The sequence below is a fragment of the Streptosporangium sp. 'caverna' genome (assembly GCF_003203775.1).
Classification (GTDB): Bacteria; Actinomycetota; Actinomycetes; order Streptosporangiales; family Streptosporangiaceae; genus Streptosporangium; species Streptosporangium subroseum.
Genome location: NZ_CP029711.1, coordinates 1,494,565 through 1,517,043 on the forward strand (window position 1 = coordinate 1,494,565; position 22,479 = coordinate 1,517,043).

23 protein-coding genes are annotated in these 22,479 nt (G+C 68.1%); 17 read left to right on the plus strand and 6 right to left on the minus strand.

What is annotated here, in order from left to right:
• Positions 1-55: 55 nt before the first annotated feature.
• The 11 genes from DKM19_RS06665 to DKM19_RS06715 all read left to right on the plus strand — a co-directional run bounded on the left by DKM19_RS06665 (position 56) and on the right by DKM19_RS06715 (position 9,257).
• A complete protein-coding gene (locus tag DKM19_RS06665) occupies positions 56-484 on the plus strand; it encodes a hypothetical protein (RefSeq protein ID WP_110694955.1) in 429 nt (142 codons plus the stop codon).
• 293 nt (positions 485-777) lie between these two features.
• A complete protein-coding gene (gene atpB, locus DKM19_RS06670; protein ID WP_089211223.1) occupies positions 778-1,569 on the plus strand; it encodes a F0F1 ATP synthase subunit A in 792 nt (263 codons plus the stop codon).
• Between the two features lie 70 nt (positions 1,570-1,639).
• Positions 1,640-1,870, plus strand: a complete 231-nt coding sequence (gene atpE, locus DKM19_RS06675; RefSeq protein ID WP_089211222.1) for an ATP synthase F0 subunit C — start codon at positions 1,640-1,642, stop codon at positions 1,868-1,870.
• A gap of 30 nt (positions 1,871-1,900) precedes the next feature.
• A complete protein-coding gene (locus DKM19_RS06680) occupies positions 1,901-2,440 on the plus strand; it encodes a F0F1 ATP synthase subunit B (protein WP_089211221.1) in 540 nt (179 codons plus the stop codon).
• A gap of 85 nt (positions 2,441-2,525) precedes the next feature.
• Positions 2,526-3,335: a F0F1 ATP synthase subunit delta gene (locus DKM19_RS06685; protein ID WP_110694956.1), complete on the plus strand. Its 810-nt coding sequence runs from the start codon at positions 2,526-2,528 to the stop codon at positions 3,333-3,335.
• Positions 3,336-3,358: 23 nt separating this feature from the next.
• A complete protein-coding gene (gene atpA, locus DKM19_RS06690; protein ID WP_110694957.1) occupies positions 3,359-5,008 on the plus strand; it encodes a F0F1 ATP synthase subunit alpha in 1,650 nt (549 codons plus the stop codon).
• Positions 5,009-5,011: 3 nt separating this feature from the next.
• On the plus strand, positions 5,012-5,914 hold the full coding sequence (locus DKM19_RS06695; protein WP_110694958.1) for a F0F1 ATP synthase subunit gamma: 903 nt from the start codon (positions 5,012-5,014) through the stop codon (positions 5,912-5,914).
• A gap of 1 nt (position 5,915) precedes the next feature.
• Positions 5,916-7,343, plus strand: a complete 1,428-nt coding sequence (gene atpD, locus DKM19_RS06700; protein ID WP_110694959.1) for a F0F1 ATP synthase subunit beta — start codon at positions 5,916-5,918, stop codon at positions 7,341-7,343.
• A gap of 63 nt (positions 7,344-7,406) precedes the next feature.
• A complete protein-coding gene (locus DKM19_RS06705) occupies positions 7,407-7,814 on the plus strand; it encodes a F0F1 ATP synthase subunit epsilon (RefSeq protein WP_110694960.1) in 408 nt (135 codons plus the stop codon).
• A 38-nt stretch (positions 7,815-7,852) separates the two neighbouring features.
• The gene (locus DKM19_RS06710) at positions 7,853-8,266 is read left to right on the plus strand and encodes a DUF2550 domain-containing protein (RefSeq protein ID WP_239514119.1); all 414 of its coding nucleotides are present in this window, start codon (positions 7,853-7,855) and stop codon (positions 8,264-8,266) included.
• A 262-nt stretch (positions 8,267-8,528) separates the two neighbouring features.
• Positions 8,529-9,257, plus strand: coding sequence for a choice-of-anchor C family protein (locus DKM19_RS06715; protein WP_110694961.1), 729 nt, complete (start codon positions 8,529-8,531; stop codon positions 9,255-9,257).
• 68 nt (positions 9,258-9,325) lie between these two features.
• On the opposite strand, the gene DKM19_RS06720 is transcribed toward DKM19_RS06715, so the two are convergent.
• On the minus strand, positions 9,326-9,928 hold the full coding sequence (locus DKM19_RS06720; RefSeq protein ID WP_110694962.1) for a cob(I)yrinic acid a,c-diamide adenosyltransferase: 603 nt from the start codon (positions 9,926-9,928) through the stop codon (positions 9,326-9,328).
• A gap of 269 nt (positions 9,929-10,197) precedes the next feature.
• Here DKM19_RS06720 and DKM19_RS06725 point away from each other — a divergent pair, with 269 nt between their 5' ends.
• From DKM19_RS06725 to DKM19_RS06750, 6 genes are all read left to right on the plus strand, one after another.
• The gene (locus tag DKM19_RS06725) at positions 10,198-13,188 is read left to right on the plus strand and encodes a S41 family peptidase (RefSeq protein WP_239514120.1); all 2,991 of its coding nucleotides are present in this window, start codon (positions 10,198-10,200) and stop codon (positions 13,186-13,188) included.
• Between the two features lie 95 nt (positions 13,189-13,283).
• Positions 13,284-14,345, plus strand: a complete 1,062-nt coding sequence (locus DKM19_RS06730; protein WP_110694964.1) for an ABC transporter ATP-binding protein — start codon at positions 13,284-13,286, stop codon at positions 14,343-14,345.
• A 91-nt stretch (positions 14,346-14,436) separates the two neighbouring features.
• A complete protein-coding gene (locus DKM19_RS06735) occupies positions 14,437-15,234 on the plus strand; it encodes an ABC transporter permease (RefSeq protein ID WP_162641336.1) in 798 nt (265 codons plus the stop codon).
• Between the two features lie 35 nt (positions 15,235-15,269).
• Positions 15,270-16,502: a sensor histidine kinase gene (locus DKM19_RS06740; protein ID WP_162641338.1), complete on the plus strand. Its 1,233-nt coding sequence runs from the start codon at positions 15,270-15,272 to the stop codon at positions 16,500-16,502.
• Positions 16,499-17,092, plus strand: coding sequence for a DNA-binding response regulator (locus DKM19_RS06745; protein ID WP_110694967.1), 594 nt, complete (start codon positions 16,499-16,501; stop codon positions 17,090-17,092). Before DKM19_RS06740 ends, DKM19_RS06745 begins: the two co-directional genes overlap by 4 nt.
• A gap of 194 nt (positions 17,093-17,286) precedes the next feature.
• Positions 17,287-17,604, plus strand: coding sequence for an STAS domain-containing protein (locus DKM19_RS06750; protein WP_110694968.1), 318 nt, complete (start codon positions 17,287-17,289; stop codon positions 17,602-17,604).
• A gap of 100 nt (positions 17,605-17,704) precedes the next feature.
• On the opposite strand, the gene DKM19_RS06755 is transcribed toward DKM19_RS06750, so the two are convergent.
• From DKM19_RS06755 to DKM19_RS06775, 5 genes are all read right to left on the minus strand, one after another.
• Positions 17,705-18,310 (minus strand): TetR/AcrR family transcriptional regulator, encoded by a 606-nt coding sequence (locus DKM19_RS06755; RefSeq protein ID WP_110694969.1) that lies wholly within the window; start codon positions 18,308-18,310, stop codon positions 17,705-17,707.
• Between the two features lie 245 nt (positions 18,311-18,555).
• Entirely contained in the window at positions 18,556-19,179 is a 624-nt protein-coding gene (locus DKM19_RS06760) for a response regulator transcription factor (RefSeq protein WP_110694970.1), read from the minus strand.
• Entirely contained in the window at positions 19,157-20,404 is a 1,248-nt protein-coding gene (locus DKM19_RS06765; RefSeq protein ID WP_110694971.1) for a sensor histidine kinase, read from the minus strand. The genes DKM19_RS06760 and DKM19_RS06765 overlap by 23 nt, the downstream gene beginning before the upstream one ends.
• A complete protein-coding gene (locus DKM19_RS06770) occupies positions 20,401-21,567 on the minus strand; it encodes a sensor histidine kinase (RefSeq protein ID WP_110694972.1) in 1,167 nt (388 codons plus the stop codon). The genes DKM19_RS06765 and DKM19_RS06770 overlap by 4 nt, the downstream gene beginning before the upstream one ends.
• Before the next feature lie 5 nt (positions 21,568-21,572).
• Positions 21,573-22,415, minus strand: a complete 843-nt coding sequence (locus tag DKM19_RS06775; protein WP_110694973.1) for an ABC transporter permease — start codon at positions 22,413-22,415, stop codon at positions 21,573-21,575.
• Between the last annotated feature and the right edge of the window lie 64 nt (positions 22,416-22,479).

Below are 22,479 nucleotides of genomic sequence, written 5' to 3' on the forward strand. Positions count from 1 at the left end.
AGATGAGCTTTACAAGGTAGCAATCGCTCGCTTGATAACCGAACCAGGAGCGCCGATGCAGGACAACGATCTCCGAATTCTCAGGGCCGCTGCGATCCCCACGGCCCTGGTCGGTCTGATCGCTGTCATCGTCGCCGCGTTCCTCTCGGGAACCAAGGGGGCGCTGGGCGCGGGCATCGGCGTTTTTGTGGTGGCGGCCTTCTTCACCATCAGCCTGGCCGCCGTCGCCTACGCGGCGCGGATCTCGCCCACGATGATGATGGCCGCGGCGATGGGCACCTTCTTCGCGAAGATCCTCGTACTGGCCGTGCTCCTGGAGTACTTCCAGGACGCCACGGTGTGGAACCCGAGGGCGTTCGGTCTGACCGTCATCGTCTGCACGATCTGCTGGACCATCGGTGAGGCGCGTGGCTTCATGCGACTGCGCATGCTCTACGTCGACCCCGAGGGTAAGGTTCCCGGACAGCTCGGGGAGAAGCGATGACGAGACATCGCATCCTGTCCCAAATGTCACATAGGCTCACCCTGGCAGACGGAGCGAGACAAGTCACCGCCGGGCATCCCGGGGCGAAAGCCCCTGAGGACTGGCTCGATATGACTAGTCACAGTTGCGCCTGCTATTGTCGCGTGCGCGATAAACGAAGGTAGAGGAACGTCCGCCGGAGCCGTCGCGCCCTGGCCTCTCCGCCCTTTTCGCGCCCTCCAGCCGGCTGACCTGTCCAAGGTGAGGCCGCTGGATCACCTCTTGACCAATCAATACGACGAAGGGACCGCCGAGTGAGCGCCGCGTTGACGCCTCTCGCCTCCGAGGAGTTCCAGGCTCCGGGGCTCGGCCTATTCGACTGGCCGCCGCTCGTCGAGGGTCAGGCCTGGTTCAACAAGCCGGCCCTGCTCGCGCTGATCGGCGTGGTGGTGGTCGTCATTTTCGCCTACAGCGCGTTCTCCAGGCCGAAGCTGGTGCCGAAGGGCATGCAGAACGTCGGTGAGATCGCCTACGAGTTCGTCCGCGAACAGATCGCCAAGCCGAACCTGGGCAAGGACAGCGACCGGTGGATGCCGCTGCTGGTCAGCATGTTCCTCTACGTGTTGGTCGTGAACCTGTTCGGTTCCCTCATATTCGTCCAGTTCCCCGTGATGTCGCGGATCGGTTTTGCCGCGATCCTCTCGATCGGTGTGTGGGTGCTGGTGATGTACCTGGGCATCAAGCACCAGGGTCCCATCGGCTTCTTCAAGAACGTGATGTTCCCGCCCGGCCTGCCGACGTGGATCTACTTCCTGGTCGCGCCGATCGAGCTCATCTCGACCTTCTTCCTGCGCCACATCACACACGCGGTGCGACTGTTCGCCACGATGATGGCCGGTCACCTGATCATTGCGCTGTTCTCCGAGGTCGGCTGGCACTTCCTGTTCGTTCAGCTGACCCCCCTCGGCGCCCCGATCGGTGTGCTCGGGTTCATCATGACGATCCTGCTCACCGCCTTCGAGCTGTTCATCCAGGCGCTGCAGGCCTACGTGTTCGCACTGCTGGCCGCCATGTTCATCAATGACGCGCTGCACCCCGCGCACTAAGACCTTTCGTTCCCACCGCTAAAACCCTCCGGTGGACATTCCACTGGTCGATAGAAAAGGAAACCTCAGCATGTCTGGTCTGCTCGCCGAAGTGACAGGCAACCTCGGTTCGATCGGCTACGGCCTCTCCGCGATCGGCCCCGGCATCGGCATCGGCATCATCTTCGGCCAGGGTGTGCAGGCAATCGCCCGCCAGCCCGAGGCCTACGGCCTGATCCGCCAGAACATGATCCTGGGCTTCGTGTTCGCCGAGGCGCTCGCGCTGATCGGTATTGCGCTCGCGTTCGCCTTCCGAGCCTGACACGACCAGCCTCGACGGAAGGCAGTACTTATGAATCTGCTAGCGGCAGAGGAAGCGACGAACCCACTCCTCCCACACGTGTCGGAGATGGTCGTCGGTGGAGTCTCATTCCTGATCGTCCTGTTCTTCGTCGGACGTCTCCTGGTGCCCCGTATCCAGAAGACGCTGGCTGAGCGTGTCGACGCGATCGAGGGCGGCCTGAAGCGGGCCGCGGACGCACAAGAAGAGGCTCAGCAGGCTCTCAAGCAGTACAGGGACCAGCTGGCCGAGGCTCGTCACGAGGCGTCTCGTCTCCGTGAAGAGGCTCGTGAGCAGGGCGCGCAGATCAAGGCCGAGCTCCGCGAGGAGGCGCAGGCCGAGGCCCGCCGTCTCATCGAGGCCGCGCACCTTCAGATCGAGGCCGACCGCCAGCAGGCGTTCACCCAGCTTCGCTCTGAGATCGGCCGCCTGTCGACCGACCTGGCCGGCCGTATCGTCGGTGAGTCCCTCGAAGATGAGGCGCGTCAGCGTCGCACCGTCGACCGGTTCCTTGAGGAGCTTGAGTCGACGAGCAACGCGGCGGTCCGCTGATGATGGAGCGAATCCGACGCAGTGTGCGGAGTGGTTCGCGAGGTACGAGCGGGCCGCGTAGTGAACGAGGAGCGGTGAGCGACCGATGAGGGGTCTGAGCAGGGCTTCGCTGGCCGAGGTCGAAGAGCACTTCAACGCGGTGGCGGGAAGTGCCGACCTCGGCACGCTGGCCGACGAGCTTTTCTCGGTCGCCGACCTGTTCGACCATGAGCACGGGCTCCGTCGCAACCTGTCCGACCCCGCCCGCCCGGCGGCCCAGAAGGCGCAAGTCGTACGGGTCCTGCTGGAGGGCAAGGTCAGCAACGCGGCGCTGGAGACGGTTGTCGCGGCCGCGTCCGCGAAGTGGGCGCGTTCCGGCGACCTGAGCGACGCGCTCGAGCGTCTCGGCGTCATCGCCGCGGCGGCCGAGGCCGAGGCGCAGGGCAAGCTCGACGAGGTCGAGGACGAGCTGTTCCGGTTCGGGCGCATCGCCGCCTCGAGCCTGGAGCTGCACCGGACCCTGACCGAGCCGAGCATCTCCGCTGAGCGCAAGAGGGAGCTTCTCGCCTCTCTGCTCGATGGCAAGGTCGCCCCCACCAGCCTCCGTCTGGTCACGCAACTCGTGGTTCATCCCCGAGGACGTAGCCTGGACAGAGGTCTGGAGGAGTTCGGCAAGCTGATCGCCGCCCAGCGGCAGCGGCTCGTCGCGGTGGTGCGCAGCGCCATCGAGCTCTCCGAGGAGCAGAAGCAGCGTCTCGCCACGTGGCTGCGCACCTCGTACGGCCGCGACGTTCATCTGAACGTCGAGGTGGATCCGCGAGTGATCGGAGGGTTCTCGGTTCACATCGGGGACGACCTCATCGACACCACCATCGCGGGACGAATCGAAGAAGTCCGCCGCCGGTTGGCCGGCTAGGCGAATAGGGAGACTGAAGAGAGATGGCGGAGCTTACGATCCGGCCGGATGAGATCCGGGACGCACTTGAGCGCTTCGTCCAGGCGTACGAGCCGGAAGGCGCCGCGCGCGAGGAGATCGGGACCGTCGTCGACTGCGGCGACGGTATCGCCCATGTCTCCGGCCTTCCCTCGGCGATGGCGAACGAACTGCTTGAGTTCGAGGATGGCACGCGTGGCCTGGCACTGAACCTGGACGTCCGGGAAATCGGTGTTGTTGTTCTGGGCGACTTCAGCAAGATCGAGGAAGGTCAGTCGGTCCGCCGGACGGGCGAGGTCCTGTCCGTGCCGGTCGGCGACGACTTCCTCGGCCGAGTGGTGGACCCGCTGGGTGTCCCGCTGGACGGCAAGGGCGCCATCGAGTCCGAGGGCCTGCGTGCCCTTGAGCTCCAGGCGCCCTCGGTGGTCCAGCGTCAGCCGGTGAAGCAGCCGCTGCAGACCGGCCTCAAGGCGATCGACGCCATGACGCCGATCGGCCGTGGCCAGCGCCAGCTGATCATCGGTGACCGTGGCACCGGCAAGACCGCCGTCGCCGTGGACACCATCCTCAACCAGCGCGAGAACTGGCTTTCCGGCGACCCGGAGAAGCAGGTCCGCTGCGTCTACGTCGCGGTCGGCCAGAAGGGCTCGACGATCGCCCAGGTCAAGGGCCGCCTCGAGGAGGCGGGCGCGATGGAGTACACCACCATCGTCGCCGCTCCGGCGTCCGACCCGGCCGGTTACAAATACCTCGCCCCCTACACCGGTTCGGCCATCGGCCAGCACTGGATGTACCAGGGCAAGCACGTCCTCATCGTCTTCGACGACCTGACCAAGCAGGCCGACGCCTACCGCGCCGTCTCGCTGCTCCTGCGCCGCCCGCCGGGCCGTGAGGCCTTCCCCGGCGACGTCTTCTACCTACACTCCCGTCTGCTCGAGCGTTGTGCGAAGCTCTCCGCCGACCTGGGCGCGGGCTCGATGACCGGTCTGCCGATCGTCGAGACCAAGGGCAACGACGTCTCGGCGTTCATTCCCACCAACGTCATCTCCATCACCGACGGCCAGTGCTTCCTCGAGACCGACCTGTTCAACTCGGGTGTGCGTCCGGCCATCAACGTCGGTGTCTCCGTCTCCCGAGTGGGCGGCTCCGCGCAGGTCAAGGCGATGAGGAAGGTCGCCGGCACGCTGCGTCTGTCCCTGTCGCAGTTCCGTGACCTGGAGGCCTTCGCCTCCTTCGCCTCCGACCTGGACGCGGCCTCCCGCGCCCAGCTGGAGCGTGGCCAGCGACTGGTCGAGCTGCTCAAGCAGGCCCAGTACAGCCCGTTCCCGGTCGAGAAGCAGGTCGTCTCGGTCTGGGCCGGCACCACCGGTGAGCTCGACGACGTCCCGGTCGAGGACATCCGCCGCTTCGAGACGGAGTTCCTGGACCACCTGTCGCGCGAGAACAAGGGTGTCTTCGACAGCATCCGCGAGACCAAGGATCTGTCGGACGACACGGTGCAGGCTCTCAAGGACGCCATCACGGAGTTCAAGAAGGGCTTCGAGACCTCCTCGGGCGAGCTGCTGATCAACGACGAGCCCGTCGAGGCGCTCAGCGCCGACGAGGTCGGCCAGGAAAAGATCACCAAGCGCGTCCGTACGGCAGAGAAGAAGTAGCCGATGGGTGCCCAGCTAAGAATGCTGCGGCGGCGGGTCAGGTCGCTGAAGTCCATGGCGAAGATCACGCGCGCTCAGGAGCTCATCGCCTCGTCGCGCATCGTGAAGGCACAGCAGCGGATGCAGGCGGCCGTGCCGTACGAGCGCGAGATCATTCGCGCCGTCACGGGTGTTGTCAGCAACACCGGCAGCATCGACCACCCCTTGACCGTGGCGAAGGAGCAGTCCACCAAGGCCGCCGTTCTCATCGTCACCAGTGACAGCGGCTTCTGCGGCGGCTTCAACGTGAACGTCCTGCGTGAGGCCGAGGCCCTGAGCAACCTGCTGAAGGACAAGGGCATCACGCCCACGCCCTTCGTGACAGGACGCAAGGGTGTCATCTGGCACACCTTCCGCGATCGTGAGATGGGCGGGCAGTGGACGGGATTCTCCCGTAAGCCCTCGTACGCCGACGCCAAGGAGATCGCGAACGCGCTGATCCAGGCGTTCTCGGCGGACGACGGCGTCGACGAGATCCACATCGTCTCCACCGAGTTCGTGTCCATGCTGACGCAGGAGGTCGTGGTCCGGCGGATCCTTCCCCTGGAGGTCGAGGAGACCACCGAGAAGCCCGGCGACACGCCGCTGCCGTACTTCGAATTCGAGCCCACCGCGGGAGACGTGCTCGACTCGTTGCTGCCGCGGTACGTGGAGTCGCGCATCTTCACCGCGCTGCTCCAGTCGGCGGCCTCGGAGGAGGCCGCGCGGCGCCGGGCGATGAAGTCGGCGACCGACAACGCCAATGACCTCATCGGGGACTTCACCCGTCAGATGAACCAGGTCCGTCAGGCCGAGATCACCCAGGAAATCAGCGAGATCGTCGGCGGCGCGAACGCGCTGGCTGACTCCGCAGCGGGGAAAGAGTGAAATGACTGCACAGACTGTTGAGACCGGCGTGGGCCGCGTCGCGCGCGTCACCGGTCCCGTCGTCGACGTGGAGTTCCCCGTCGATGCGATGCCCGAGATCTACAACGCCCTGAAGGTCGATGTCGCCCTCGGCGGCGAGACCAAGGTTCTGACGCTGGAGGTCGCCCAGCACCTGGGTGACAACCTCGTCCGCGCCATCTCCATGCAGCCCACCGACGGCCTGACCCGCGGTGCGGCGGTGTCCGACACCGGCAGCGCCATCTCGGTGCCGGTCGGCGACATCGTCAAGGGCCACGTGTGGAACACCCTCGGTGAGTCGCTGGACGTCGAGACCGCGTCGCTCAAGATCACTGAGCGCTGGGGCATCCACCGTCCGTCGCCCGCCTTCGACACCCTCGAGTCGCGCACCGAGATGCTGACCACCGGCATCAAGGTCATCGACCTGCTCACCCCGTACGTGCAGGGCGGCAAGATCGGCCTGTTCGGCGGCGCGGGCGTCGGCAAGACCGTTCTGATCCAGGAGATGATCCGCCGGGTCGCCCGTAACTTCGGTGGCACCTCGGTGTTCGCCGGCGTCGGCGAGCGCACCCGTGAGGGCAACGACCTCTGGCTGGAAATGGAGGAGGCCAACGTCCTCAAGGACACGGCGCTCGTCTTCGGCCAGATGGACGAGCCCCCGGGCACGCGTCTGCGCGTCGCGCTCTCCGCCCTCACCATGGCGGAGTACTTCCGTGACGTGCAGAAGCAGGACGTGCTTCTGTTCATCGACAACATCTTCCGCTTCACCCAGGCCGGTTCCGAGGTCTCCACCCTGCTCGGCCGCATGCCGTCCGCGGTGGGTTACCAGCCGACCCTGGCCGACGAGATGGGCGTTCTGCAGGAGCGCATCACCTCGACCCGCGGTCACTCGATCACCTCGATGCAGGCGATCTACGTCCCCGCGGACGACATCACCGACCCGGCCCCGCACAACGCGTTCGCGCACCTTGACGCGCAGACCGTTCTGTCGCGGCCGATCTCGGAGAAGGGCATCTACCCCGCGGTGGACCCGCTCGACTCCACCTCGCGGATCCTCGACCCGCTGATCGTCGGCGAGGAGCACTACCGCGTCGCCCAGGAGACCAAGCGGATCCTGCAGAAGTACAAGGAACTGCAGGACATCATCGCGATCCTCGGTATCGACGAGTTGTCCGAAGAGGACAAGGTCACCGTCAACCGGGCCCGTCGCATCGAGCGTTTCCTCTCCCACCCGATGTACGCCGCCGAGGCGTTCACCGGTCAGCCCGGAGAGAACGTCCCGCTGGACGAGACCATCGCCTCGTTCAAGGGTCTGTGCGCCGGCGACTACGACCACCTGCCCGAGCAGGCGTTCTTCATGGTCGGCGGCATCGAGCAGGCCGTCGCCAAGGCCAAGGAACTCGCCCGCTAGTCGCCTTCGGTGCCGGTACGGCTTGCCGTACCGGCACCTGGTTCGAAAGGAACTGGAGAGAAAGTGGCGAAGCTGCGAGTAGGCGTCGTCTCGCCGGAACGTGAGATCTGGTCCGGCGAGGCCGACATGGTGATTGCCAAGACTGTCGACGGCGAGATCGGTATCATGCCTAGACATGCACCCGTGCTCGGCGTTCTCGTCGAGGGTGGCGTGTTGACGGTCAAGCGCGGCGATGGTGAGTCCGACCTCGTCGCCGCGGTCCACGGTGGGTTTCTCTCGGTGGCCAACGACGAGGTGTCGATCCTGGCCGAAATAGCCGAGCTCGGCTCCGAGGTGGACGTCTCCAGGGCAAGAAACGCGCTGGAGCGTGCGCAGGCCTCGGTCGAGAGCAACCAGGAGGACGCGGACGCCGCTGTCGAGGCCAAGCGTGCCAAGGCCCGGTTGCGAGCGGCCGGCGAAGAAGTCGGATAAATTCTGCTTCTTAGCGGTACGGGTCTTGGGGGCGCGACATGGTGGTGCTGGACGTACTCATCGTGGTAGTGCTGCTCGTCGCCCTTCCAGCCTCCAGGGTGCTCGTTCTGACCCGCTCTCGCGGCTCGGTGCTGTGTTGTCTGCGCCCGATGTCGGGAGAACGAGGCTGGCGGGTGGGGGTGGCCCGATACGCCGACGGGCAACTCAACTGGATTCCGCTCATAGGTTTGCTTCCAAGGCCGCGCCACGTCATCGTGAGGCGCGGCCTTGTCGTTTCCGGGCGTCGCAAGGTCGGGCCCGGAGAGTTCTACGGGTTCATCGAGGGCGTGACCGCGCTGGAGTGCCGGAACGGGGAGAGCGCGTTCGAGCTCGCCATGGGCTACCGCGCCCTCACCGGCTTCGTCGCCTGGCTGGAGTCCGCCCCGCCCAGCGCCTACCTCGACGTCGCCTGACTCCTTCCAGCGCCTGCTCCGACGTCGCCTGACTCCTTGCCGTACGGCTCACGGGGCTCCCTGCCTACGGCTCCCGGGCCGATCGGGCGTGCCATCAGGACAAGATCCCTTCCTCTCGGTTACCGTGGATCTTCGTTGACTACCGAGAGTGTCTCATCGCTGACACTCGGTGTGTCGTGCGCGCCGGGCCCCGTCATGGCCGGCCCCGTCATGCCGTCCCCTCGTCCTGTCGCGAAGCGGACCGCACAACAGGAGGAAGGTCATGAACGTTCCGACGGCTCGTCATCAGAAACCGGCCCGGCTGGCGGCCTGCGCCCTCATACTCTGCTTCTGCGCCGTCTCGCCGGCGGTGGAGGCCCATGCCCTGTCCTCGGCGTCCTCGGCGTCCTCGGCGTCCTCGGCGTCCCCGATGTCCCCGGCGGCTCCGCCGGTCGGCAACGGCGGGTTCGAGACCCCGCCGACGACCGGGCAGGCCTTCCAGGACACGGGCAGCAGCCTCGGGGCGTGGAAGGTCACGGCGGGATCCGTCGATCTCATCGGCGTCGGCGGCCCGTTGCTGCCGGCCAAGGGGAAGCAGTCCCTCGACCTCACGGGCTACAGGCCGGGGACGATCGAGCAGACCATCCCCACGACGGCCGGGCGCTGCTACACCGTGAGCTTCGCCCTGGCCGGGAACACGTTCGGCCCTCCCGTCGTGAAGGCCGGATATGCGCGGGTCACGCAGGGGCCCCTCACCGTCCAGAAGAACTTCGCCTTCGACATCACCGGGAAGACGCCGCTGAACATGGGCTACGTCCGGGAGAGGCTTCACTTCTGCGCGGAGGGCCCGGAGGCGACCCTGAGCCTGGTGTCCACCACCAACGGGGCGTACGGCCCGGCGATCGACGACGTGACCGTCACTCCGCGACTCCGCTTCGCCGAAGCAGAGGCCGAGGCCGGGGCTGGAGCCGGGGCCGGGGTCAGGGCTGAGACGCCGCGACGGAACGGCTGACACCCCGCGCCGCGGGCCGGACGACGCACGGGAGTCCCGGCAGCGCCGGGACTCCGGGGCGAAGGGATCTACCGAGTACCGCCGGGCTTCCAGAGGATCTCGTCGCCGCCCGCGGCCACCCGGCAGAGGATGAACATCAGGTCACTCAGCCGGTTGAGGTATTTCGCGGTCAGCGGGTTGACGTCGTCGTGCGCCTCCAGGGCGGACCAGACGGTCCGCTCGGCCCTCCGGGTCACGGTCCTGGCCACGTGGAGCTGGGCGACGACCGGGGTGCCGCCCGGCAGGATGAAGCTGCGCAGCGGCTTGAGCCGCTCGTTGAACTCGTCGCACCGCTCCTCCAGCCATTCGACGTAGGAGGGCTCAACCCGCAGCGGCGGGAACTCGGGGTTCTCCACGATCGGGGTGCACAGGTCGGCGCCGACGTCGAACAGCTCGTTCTGGATCCGGACGAGGACCCGGGTGATGTCCTCGTCGAGGGAGCCGTCGACGGCGCCCACGGCCAGGGCCACGCCGATCGCCGCGTTGGCCTCCTCCACGTCCGCGTAAGCGGCCAGACGGGGGTCGGTCTTGCGGGCGCGGCTCATGTCGCCGAGCGCGGTGGTGCCGTCGTCGCCGGTGCGCGTGTAGATCTTTGAGAGCACAACCGGCTGGTCTCTGTCAGCTCGCGTCATAAGGCCCAGCGTATCGGCCGGTAAAATCCTCTGTTTAACCCGATAGTGGACAATATGATTTACCGATGGCTTCTGGTTTCTACCTGCGATTCCCTCACATAGCCCGTGAGACGCTGACGTTCGTCGCCGATGACGACGTCTGGGCGGCCCCCGTGAACGGTGGCCGAGCGTGGCGTCTCTCCTCGGACCGGGCTCCCGCGGGCCATCCCCGCCTCTCTCCCGATGGTACGAAGGTTGCCTGGACAAGCGTTCGGGAGGGCGCTCCCGAGGTGTTCCTGGCCGATCTGGAGTCCGTCTCGGCCGAACGGCTGACCTACTGGGGCGATTCCCGGACCCGTACGCGCGGCTGGACGCCGGACGGCAAGGTCCTCGCGATCAGCGCGACCGGGCAGCCGTTCGCCTCGCAGGCGTGGGTCTACGCGCTGAGCGACGGCCAGGCGGAAAGGCTGCCCTACGGCCCGGTCACCGATCTTTCGATCCTTGAGGACTCGGTGGCGCTGCTCACCGCCTCCCTCACCCGCGACCCCGCGACCTGGAAACGTTATCGGGGCGGTACGGCGGGGCGCCTCTGGGTCCAGCAGGCGGGCGGTGACTTCACCCGGCTGCTGGCAGAGCTGAACGGTCACTTCGCCAGCCCGATGCTCGTCGGCGGGCGTCTGGCCTTCCTCTCCGACCACGAGGGCGTCGGCAACCTCTACTCGTGCGCGCTGGACGGCACCGGACTGCGTCGCCACACCGACCATGACGTCTTCTACGCCCGGCACGCCACCACCGACGGCACCCGGATCGTCTACCAGAACGCCGGTGACCTCTACCTTCTGGACGGCCTCGACGACGAGGGGCGCAAGCTCGACGTCACGCTCGGCTCCCCGCCGCGCGGGCGGCAGCCGTACCAGGTCAACGCGGGCAGGCGGCTGCACGACCTGGTCGTGGACGCGACCGGGCGGGCCAGCGCGGTGGAGATCCAGGGTTCGGTGCACTGGGTGACCCACCGGGACGGTCCGGCGCGCCAGCTCAGCACCGGCCTGTCGGCGGGACGGCCCCGCCTCCTCGGCAAGGACCGGGTGGTGTGGGTCTTCGACGACGGCGAGCAGCAGGGCCTGGAGATCGGCCCGATCGGCGGCGGGGAGAGCCGCAGGATCGCCGCGGGGAAGCTGGGCGAGGTCGGCGATCTGGCCGTCGCGCCCGACGGGAACACGATCGCGGTGGCCACCAGGGACGGGCGGATGCTCCTGGTGGACGTGGCCTCCGGCGAGGTCACCGAGCTGGTCAAGGCCGAGGGCGAGATCGACGGGCCGACCTGGTCGCCCGACTCCGCCTGGCTGGCCTGGTCGCAGCCGGAAGGCACGCAGCTCCGCAGGATCCGGCTGGCCAGGATGGCGGACCGGGTCGTCACCGACGTCACCGACGGCCGGTTCGTGGACATCTCGCCCGCGTTCACCGGCGACTATCTGGCGTTCCTGTCGCGTCGGGGCTTCGACCCCGTCTACGACGCGCACTCCTTCGACATGTCCTTCCCGTTCGGCTACCGCCCCTATCTGGTGCCTCTGGCCGCGGCCACGCCGTCGCCGTTCGCGCCCAGCTCCGAGGGCCGGTCGGCAGGGGACTCCGAGGACTCCGAAGGTTCCGGCGAGGCCGGTGACGACAAGAAGAACAAGAAGGAAGACAGCACCGCGCTCACCGTCGACCTGGACGGCATCGCCGCGAGGGTCGTGCAGGTGCCGGTGCCCGAGGGCCGCTACTCGAACCTGCAGGCGGTCAAGGGCGGGTTCGTCTGGCTTCGCGAGCCGCTGGCCGGGGAGCTCGGCGAGGACAGGGACCGGGTGGGGGGTGACTCTCCCAGCCCCGCGCTGGACCGTTACGACCTCGGCAGGCGCAAGTGCGAGGAGGTGGTCGAGAAGCTCGACTGGTATCGGGTGAGCGGGGACGGCACCCAGCTCGTCGTCAGCGACAAGGGAACGCTCACGGTCCGTTCGGCCACCGGCAAGTCGTCCAACGGCAAGAACGGCGACGACACGACCATCGACCTGTCGCGGATCCGGATCACCGGCGACCCGCAGGCCTACCGGCATCATGCCTACACCCAGGCGGGCCGCCGGATGCGGGCCGACTTCTGGGTCGACGACATGGCCGACGTCGAGTGGGACGCCGTGCTGGAGGAGTACCGGCCGCTGGTGGATCGCGTCGCCACCGCGGACGACTTCGCAGACCTGCTCTGGGAGGTCCTGGGGGAGCTGGGCAGCTCGCACGCCTACGTCAGCCCCGCTCCCTGGGAGCACAGAGGGTTCGAGCCGGTCGGCATGCTCGGCGCCGACCTGTCGGTGAACGGTGACGGCCGCTGGCAGGTGGACCGGATACTCCCCGGCGAGTCCTCCGACGTGCACGCCCGCTCACCGCTGGCCGCGCCGGGGGCGGGAGTCCGGCAGGAGGAGACGCTGCTCGCGGTCGACGGCCGCCCGGTGCCGCCCGAGGGGCCCGCCCGGCTGCTGGTCGGCGCCGCGGACAAGCCGGTCGAGCTGACCCTGGGAGGCGGCCGGCGGGTGGTCGTCACCCCGCTCCGCGACGATCGGCGCCTCCGCTACCAGGACTGGGTGGCCTCGTGCCGGGCGCACGTCAGGGAGCTCAGCGGCGGCCGTCTCGGCTACCTGCACATCCCGGACATGGTCGCCGAGGGCTGGGCGCAGTTCCACCGCGACCTGCGCAGGGAGATGACCTTCGAGGGGCTCGTCGTGGACGTCCGGGGCAACCGGGGCGGTCACACCTCCGAGCTTGTCATCGAGAAGCTGATCCGCAAGGTCATCGCCTGGGACCTGCCCCGGGGCATGGCGCCGATCACCTACCCCGAGGACGCCCCGCGCGGGCCGCTGGTCGCGGTCACCGACCAGAACGCCGGATCCGACGGAGACATCGTCACCGCCGCCTTCAAGATCCACAAGCTCGGGCCCGTGGTGGGCACCCGTACCTGGGGCGGCGTCATCGGCATCGAGAACGGCCACCGCCTGGTCGACGGGTCGCACATCACCGTGCCCAAGTACTCGTTCTGGTTCGAGGGACTCGGCTGGGGAGTGGAGAACTACGGCGTCGACCCGGACGTCGAGGTCGACATCACTCCCGATGACTGGGCAGCCGGCCGGGATCCGCAGATCGAGGAGGCGGTACGGCTCGCGCTGGCCGCCCTGGAGGAGCGCCCGGCGGCGACCCCGCCGGACCCGGCGACCCGCCCCTCCCGCCGCCGGCCGGCGCTGCCGCCCCGTCCGTAGTTGACATTTGTCATCTCGATCACCTGAGAGACGCGGATCTCTCCGGTGATATCGGCGACTACCTGTCAAAAGGCAGGAAAGCGACGATTGTCCACATGACATTGCGACAGGGTGTGGACGCGACGAGCACCGAAGCCGCCGGCCTCGACAACGTGATCGAGGTCGGCGGGCTCCGGCAGAAATACGGTGACTTCGAGGCCGTGCGCGGCATCTCCTTCACCGTCGCGAGGGGCGAGATCTTCGCCCTGCTCGGCACGAACGGCGCCGGCAAGACGACCACGATGGAGGTGCTGGAGGGTTTCACGCCCACCACCGACGGCACCGTCCGGGTGCTCGGCCTCGATCCCGTCAGGGACCGGCGCGAGCTGCGCCTCCGTGTGGGGATCATGCTGCAGGAGGGCGGCTTCCTCGGCGACCTCACCGTGGCCGAGACCGTGGACCTGTGGAAGGGGATGAGCGAGGACGCGGGGCGTCCCGTCACCCTGTCAGGCACCACCACGCTGCCCGGGCGTCTCACCCTCATGGGCCGGGCCAAGGGAGTGGACCGGCGGACCATGGGGGCGCTGGAGCTGGTCGGCCTGGAGGGCAAGGCCAGGACCAGGGTCCGGCAGCTCTCCGGCGGGCAGAAGCGCAGGCTCGACCTCGCGCTCGCCGTGCTGTCGGCACCCGAGGTGCTCTTCCTGGACGAGCCGACCACGGGAATGGACCCCGAGGCCCGCCGGACCACGTGGAAGGTGATCGAGGACCTGCGGGCCGGCGGCACCACCGTGCTCCTCACCACCCACTACCTGGAGGAGGCCGAGCGCCTCGCCGACCGGCTGGCCATCATGCACGAGGGCCGGATCCGCACCTACGGCACGGTCGAGGAGGTGGTGGCCGACTCCGGCGACATCGTCGCCTTCCGGCTCCCCGGCACCACCTGGTCCTTCGGTGACCTGCCCTCCCTGGACGGCACCACCCCCACGCTGACCTACGCGGCCGGCGGCACCGAGGTCAGCTACACCTTGACCGGCGAACGGGCCGAGGTCCGCGCGCACGCCGCGCTCCGGCCGCTGCTGAGGTGGGCCGAGGAGCGGGACGAGAACCTGGAGCGGCTGGCCGTACGCAGGGGAACCCTTGAGGACGCCTTCATGCGAGTGGTCGGAGAGGTCCGATGAGCCGGGCCGGATCCGGCGGGGGAGGCGGAGCGGTCCGCGAGGCAGTGGTGACCGAGCAGCAGGCACAGCGCACGAGGAGTGGTGAGTGAAGATGAGGACCGACGTTCTGCACGCCGTACGGCTGGCGAGGATCGACCTGACCCTGGTGTTCAGGAACACCACCGTGCTGTTCACCGTGTTGCTGCTGCCGCTCCTGATGGCCTGGTTGTTCACGCAGGTCCAGGGGGCCCCCGAGATCTCCGGGGTGCCCAGCGAGCTCTACGTGCTGACCGGGGTGCCCGGCCTGATGCTGGGATTCGCGGTCTTCACCAACCTGGTCAACTCCTTCACGGCCCGGCGTGAGGAACTGGTGCTCAAGCGGCTGCGCGGGGGCCAGCCGTCTTCGGTGGCGGTCCTCGGCGGCAGCGCCCTCGGCTCGCTCGCGCTCTTTCTCGGCCAGGTGGCGCTGCTGGTGATCTGGATCAACCGGTCCGACGGAGTGCTGCCGGCCAACGTGCCGCTGCTGGTGCTCGCGGCGGTCCTGGGGGTCGTGCTGTTCGCCCTGTTCGCCGCCGCCTTCTCCGGAATCACGCCCAACGCCGAACTGGCCCAGGTCACGGTGCTTCCGGTGATCCTGCTCATGATGGTCGGCGCGCCGGTGGCCTTCTCCGTCGACATGCTTCCCGGCCCGCTGGGCACGGTCGCCACCCTGCTTCCGGTGACCCCGGTCGTGACGATCATGCGTACCGCCTTCCTCGGCCAGGATCACTTCTCCGGGAGCGGGGAGGTGCTGGGCATGGCCGGGCAGTGGGTGGCCGCGCTGCCCTCCCTGGGGATCCTGCTGGCCTGGATCGCGGTGGCGGCCCTGCTGGCCAGATGGCTGTTCCGCTGGGAACCCCGACACGGCTAACGTTCACTTAAATGGCGATAAATGATGATGAGAGCGTGGCGGGGCGCCTCAGGCGCTCCGTCCTTCGTTTTTTCCCCCGGGGCGGGAAGCGAACGCCCGTCGAGCGGCTCCGCCGGTTGGTCTTCTGGTCTCTGACCATCGGCATTCCCCTGGCGTGGGCCGGCGGTCTCAACGGAATCGCGAGAGGCGGACAGGCGGGTTCCGAGGCCGTCCTGACTCTCATTTTCGGATCGCTGGGACTGATCGTCTTCAGCGCCCTCTACCTGATGATGGTGAAGGCGGCCGTTGCCGGGATCACGGCCAACCGTGAGACCGCGGCCTCGGGCGTGCTCGTGATCGTCCTGCTGCTGACCCAGGAGACCTACCTGTGGACCTGGGGGCTGCTCGCCCCGGCCTGGGCGACGGGAGCGGCGCTCCTGCTGAACAAGGTCGGCACGCTCGTCGCCAGCCTGGGCGCGGCCGTGGTCGCGCTGCTTCTCGTATCGACCGGGGACGGCCTCGTCCCCGACCTCGGCCGCATGATGGTCACCCCGTACGCGGCCGATCACCTGGGACTCATCGGCCTCTTCGTCGGGACCACCCTGGTGATGCCTTTCACCAACCGGTTCCAGCTCTGGTTCTGGCAGGTCGTCAAACTGGCGGAGGAGGGGAAGGAGGCCCGGGCCCGGCTGGCGGTCACCGAGGAGCGGCTCCGGTTCTCCCGCGACCTGCACGACCTGGTCGGGCACAGCCTCTCCGCGATCGCGGTCAAGAGCGAGGTGGCCGTCAAACTGTCGAGCGTCGACGCGGAGCGGGCCGTCGCCGAGATGAACGAGGTGCGGGGGCTGGCGCGGCAGGCGCTGAAGGAGATCCGTACGGCGGTGCGCGGCTACCGGACCGTCGATCTCGACGCCGAGCTGTGCAGCATGACCGCGGTGCTGGAGGCGGCCGGCATCCGCTGCACGCTGGAGACGCCCCGGGAGCAGGTGCCCGACGAGCTTGCCACGCTGCTGGCCTGGGTGGTCCGCGAGGGCACCACCAACGTGCTGCGGCACAGCTCGGCGACCCGCTGCCGGATCGCGGTCGCGCTCCGCGACGGTACGGCCGTGCTGGAGATGACCAACGACGGGGTGGCGGTGCCGGGCGGGCGCGGCGGCACCGGGCTTGCCGGGCTGTCGGAGCGGCTGGCGACCGTGGGGGGAGCCGTCACCGTCGTCGGCGGCGGTAAGAGCGACGGTGGCGGAGAGTTCAGGCTGCGGGCGACGATCCCGCTGGAGGGAATGCGATGATCCGGGTACTGCTGGCCGACGACGAGCACCTGATCCGGGGGGCCATCGCCACCCTGCTGGGCCTGGAGCCGGACATCGAGGTGGTGGCCGAGGTGGCCAGAGGAGACCTGGTGGCGCAGGCCGTGCGGGATCGTCGTCCCGACGTGATCGTGCTGGACATCGAGATGCCGGGAATGGACGGGCTGAGCGTCGCCGAGACGCTGCCGGGCCACGCGATGGTGATGCTGACCAGTTTCGGGCGGCCCGGACACCTGCGGCGGGCGCTCGCGGCGGGAGTGCGCGGCTTCATCCCCAAGGACGCCTCCGCGGACGAGCTGGCCACCGCGATCCGCAAGGTCCATTCCGGCGGCCGCTATCTCGACGCGGAGATGGCGGCCTCGGCGATGATGGCGGGGGAGAGCCCGCTCACGGAGCGGGAGCGCGGGGCTCTGGCCCTGGCCGCGCAGGGCGCGCCGGTCGGTGAGATCGCCGCATCGCTGCACCTCACCGAGGGCACCGTCCGTAACTACCTGTCCAGCGCCATCACCAAACTGGGCGCCACCAACCGGATCAACGCGATCCGTGCGGCCCAGGAAAAGGGATGGCTCTGAACGGCATCTTCTCCTCCTCTTCGGGAAAGGGAAACTCATGGCCGTAATGAGTGTGAATCGGGACGCGTGTGGGGGACGCACCCACGTTCATACTGTGACATCGTACGAATACGGTGCGTGACCGACTGGCTGTGGTGGCGCACCGCCGTTATGCCTGGACGTGTCGGTTACACGACCAGGTTTGAGGAGGAGGCATGCGCGTCCCTGGTAACCCCGAGGCCCAGGTGGTCAGCGTCGGACACCGTCTCGACGTGGGCACCGTCGCCGGCGTACGCCCGCGGCTGCACGGAGCAGTCGACTCCGGCGAGGGCGACCTGATCGTAGATCTTTCCGGGTTGGAAATGATCGACGCCACCGGTCTCGGAGTGCTGGTGGGCACGCATCGCCGCGCTGTGGGCGCGGGACGCCGCCTTATTCTGCGAGGGGTGCCACCGCGAGTCATGCGGGTGCTGGCGGTGACCCGGCTCAACCGGGTTCTCACCGTTGAGCTCCCCGTGGCGGCGGTGGCCTGATCCCGGTCACCGCCGGTCTTCGGGACGCCGGCGGACCGGGCATATCGAGGAGGACGGGTTCATCCGAGCCCGTCCTCGTCCTCGCGGATCGTGCGGACGATCATGTCGCGAAGGACCGGTGGAAGATGTGCACGGCCGTGCTGATCAGGCGATCGGTCTCGGGAGGGTCGTCGGCCAGCACCCATTCGATGAGCAGTTCCTGAAGCGCCCCGATCATGCCCAGCGCGAGCAGGCGCCGGTTGATCCTGACCGCTTCCGGCCGGTCGGCGATGATCGTCTCGATCATGTTGGTGAAGGCCTCCACCGCCTGCTGGCGTGAGGTGATGAGGCAGTCTCCCGCCCGGCGCACCTCCAGGTGCATGATCCGGGCGCGGCGCCGATCCTCGGTGACGAAGTCGATGTATCCGGTGATGCCCGCCTCGACCCGGCCGAGCAGCGTGTCGGGGGCCTGTTTGACGGAGTTCGCCACCGAGACCAGCGTCTCGTGCACGCACCGGTCGTGGACCACCTGCATCAGTTCTGTGCGTCCGGAGAAACATTCATAGAAGGCGCGGTTGGAAATGCGCGCGGAGGCGCACAACTTCTCAATCGTGGTCTCCGGAAAACCAGGGTCGGAGTAAAGGGTGTACGCCGCGGAGATCAGGCGCTCCCGGCGCTCCGTCAGCCGCTCCTCCGCCGACATTCCCCTGTATGACCGTCCATTCATGTCAAGCCCCTGCCTTCAGTGTGGGGTTGACAAACAACTCGCTTTATCACTTCCACCTCATGGTCATGGCCCCCGGAATCCACCATTATGGGTGCAAGATCCTTTTTGCGGAAGGGTCAATGCGCTATTGCTTGCGTCGTCCATGCAAGAAGGTCACAAGCCTGACTAGTCGGTCAAGTTCCTTCCGGCCGCGAATGAACGAGGCGGGGGTCATTCCGGCGATGCGGGGCGCCGGTCCCGGACGTTCAACGGATGAGCAGGCCCCTGTCGAGGGCCGTGGTCACGGCGGCGGTGCGGTCGGAGACACCGAGCTTGCCGAAGACGCGCAGCAGGTGGGTCTTGACCGTGGTCTCGCTGATGAACAGAGCCCTGCCGATCTCCCCGTTGGTCAGTCCCCTGGCCACCAGGGAGAGCACCTCGGCCTCGCGCGGCGACAGTGACTCGGTCACCGGGGCTCGCATCCGGGTGACGAGCCGGGTCGCCACCGAGGGCGACAGCACGGTCTCGCCGCGCGACGCGGAGACGATCGCGGCCAGCAGATCGGCTCTGGAGGTGTCCTTCAGCAGGTATCCGGCGGCCCCCGCCTCGACCGCCCGCACGATGTCCTGGTCCGTCTCGTAGGTGGTCAGCACGATCACCCGGCTCTCCGGCCGGTTCGCGAGGATGCGCGAGGTGGCGCTCACCCCGTCGCCGTCCGGCATGCGCAGGTCCATCAGGATCACATCCGGCCTGAGCTCAGCCGCCCGCACGACCGCCTCGTCCCCCGACGCCGCCTCGCCCACCACGGTGATCCCCGGGTCGGCCTCCAGCATCCCCCGCAGTCCCTCGCGAACCACGGGGTGGTCATCAACGATCATCAGACGCAGCACGGTGATGCTCCTTGGCGGGAGGGTCGGAATGGTCGGACGGGGCGGGGCCGCCGGGCTGGTCGGCGGGGATGGCGGCCTCGAGGAGGGTGCCCCCGGACGGAGGGCCGGTCAGCGTGAGGGTGCCGCCCACCTGCTCGATCCGGGCGCGCATGCCGCGCAGGCCGTATCCCTCGGCGGTGGACGGATCGAAGCCCGTGCCGTCGTCGCGGACGGTCAGCCGGGTCGCCTCGGGGGTGTATTCCAGCGTCACCGCGACGGCCCTGGAGCGGGCGTGCTTCCGCACGTTGGCCAGCGCCTCCTGCGCCGCGCGGAGCAGGACGACCTCGACCTTGGTCGACGTGGCCCTGAAGTCGCCCCTGACCTCGAAGGCGGTGGACACCGCGAGCTCCTCGCCGAACTGCGAGGTGATCCGGCCGAGTGCCTCCTCCAGGGTGGCGCCCGACAGAGGGGCCGGGCTCAGCGCGGTGATCAGGGTGCGCGCCTCGGCCAGGTTCTCGCGCGCGGTCTGCACGGCCAGCTCGATCCGCCGTGCCTCGGGCTGCTGGAGCAGCATGATGATGCTGGTGAAGCCCTGGGCCAGGGTGTCGTGGATCTCCCCGGCGAGGCGTTCGCGCTCGGCCAGGGCCCCGCGCTCGGCCGAGAGCGTGGCCACCTCGGCCCGGCGGATCTCCAGCTCCTGGATGAGCGAGGCCCGCTCCCTGCTCTGGCCGACGATGTCGACGATCCAGGGACCGAAGGTCATCGCGAAGGTGAGGACGAGGATCGTCACCCCGAGGAAGACGACCAGCTCCTCCCGGGGTGGCGGGACGAAGAGGAACTCCAGCGCGGGGGCCACGTTGAAGATGATCACGGCGACTTTCGCCTGGTTTTTGGGGATCATCATGAAACACTGCGCGCACAGCGCGAAAAGGACGAACCTGGTGGGCGGGCAGATGGCGGCCACCGGAGTGAACAGCACGAGCAGCAGGACGACGTACGTCCGGCCCTCCCACGAGCGGTATCCCACGCCGACGGCTCGTCGCCCGAGGCGCACGTACGCCGTCACACACCCGCTGATCAACGCGATTCCACCTGCCCGCTCGGCGGTCCCGAGGGAGTCGTCGAAGAACACGAAGAGAAGGGCGACCAGGAAGGCGACGAGGTAGAGCAACTCCCACCCGTTCAGACGCATGAAGGCGTGCTGGCGCGGGGGCGGGGGGTTGTCCAGAGATATCACGATGGTCACTCTGCCATCTCGACGATCAGCGTCGTTCCCCCTCCCTGCGAACTCCGCACCCGCATCGAGCCGCTCGCCTGCTCCACCCGGCTCCGCATGCCGCGCAGGCCGTATCCGCCGGTGGTGGACGGGTCGAAGCCGCACCCGTCGTCGTGGACCTCCAGCGCCACCGTCTCCGGGCCGTAGGCCACCGAGACGTCCACCCGGCTCGCCGCCGCGTGTCTGCGTACGTTCGCCAGGGACTCCTGGGCGGCGCGGATGAGCACCACCTCGATGGGCGGCGGCAGCGGGCGTGACTCTCCGCGGACGGTGAAGGTCACGGTCATCCCCATGTCCTCCCTGAGCCGGTCGGCCAGCCGTACCAGTGCCTCGTCCAGAGTGGAGCCGTCCAGCGGTGCCGGGCTGAGCGCGGCCACCAGCGCGCGGGCCTCGGCCAGGTTCTCGCGCGCGGTCTGTACGGCCAGCGCCAGGTGGCGGGCCGGGTCGGACCGGGCCTCGGCGGCCTGGAGCAGCATGATGATGCTGGTGAAGCCCTGGGCCAGGGTGTCGTGGATCTCCCCGGCGAGGCGTTCGCGTTCGGCCAGGGCCCCGCGCTCGGCCGAGAGCCTGGACACCTCGGCCCGGCTGCTCATCAGTTCCTCGATGAGTTCGGCCCGTTCCCAGCTCTGTTTGGAGACCCCCTCCATCCAGACGCCGAACACCCAGGAGAAGACGATCACGATGAGGGTGACCGTCAGAAAACCGAACCAGCTGGGTTCCGGCTCCAGGAACAGGTAGCTGATGGCCGGGGCGAGGTTCAGCACGATCACCGCGATCATGGCCTGCCGGGTCGGGAACACCATGAAGCACTGCGGGCAGAGCCCGAACAGGGCGAAGGTCACGTCGGAGGTGATGAACGTGGCCAGGACGAACAGCAGGATCATGAGCGCGATGTAGACCGCACCGCGCCGCCGGTTCTCGGCCATGATCGCCGGGCGGCCGAGCACAAAATAGAGCGGCAGGATCGAGACCAGGCATGCCGCCACGATCACCCTGTCGCGTACGGGCAGGTCGCCGAGCAGGATGATCGTGGCGGGGGCGAGGGTCGCCACGAACAGGAGGATCTCCCAGATGCGCAGCGAGTCCCATAGGTGTGGCCCGGCTGGGTTGGTGACATAGCCGGGCCAACGCACATGGTTTACCCGTCGCGGCGGCTCTTCCAGCGGAACGTCATCAGGCACAGCACCAGTCCTCCGATGACCCAGGCTCCGAGGACCAGGGCGACTCGGTCCAGTTCGTATGATTTCGCGATTTCCAGCGTGGCGCCGGCATCACCGAGGAAAACCGAGCGGAAACCCTGGCACATCCACTTGAGGGGGAACACCGAGGCGATGTTCACCAGCCATGACGGGAGCTCGGTGATGGGGATGAACACCCCGGAGATGAACTGCAGCACCACGAACGGCATGGAGATCACCGCGCTGGCGCTCTTGGCCGATCGGGGCAGGCTGCTGACCGCGATGCCGAGCAGGGACGAGCCGAGCACCCCGAGAACGAACACCCAGGCGAAGGTCACCCACCTGCCCGCCTCCGACGGCAGCTCCAGACCGAACATGGTGACCCCGATGGCCAGCAGGATGACGACCTGGAGGAAGGAGATGAACAGGGTGTTGAGCGCCTTGCCCATGAAGTAGGAGCTGGGAGGCAGCGGCGTGCCGCGCAGCCGCTTGAGCGTGCCGTCGTCGCGGTCTCCCGCGATGTTGATGCCGAGGTTCTGGAAGCCGGTCATCGTCGCCGAACCGATCAGCGACGCCACGTAGAGCTGGGAGACGGTGAGCCCCGTCCCCTCCAGATCGCCCGCGAAGATCGAGCCGAAGATCACCAGTAGGACGATGGGGAAGGAGAAGGTGAAGATGACCGCGTCCTTCTCGCGGAAGAACATCCGGGTCTCGATGGCCGCCCGCGACAGCCCCAGCTGTGTCGCGGAAGGCTGCCTGGTACGGAGGGGAGGAGCGGGGGTTCGGGTCACGGTTTCGCTCACGGGACGGTCACCTCGGGGGGTCGGTCGACGCTGGATCGGGGGGTTGGGCTCGCGGGATGAGGCC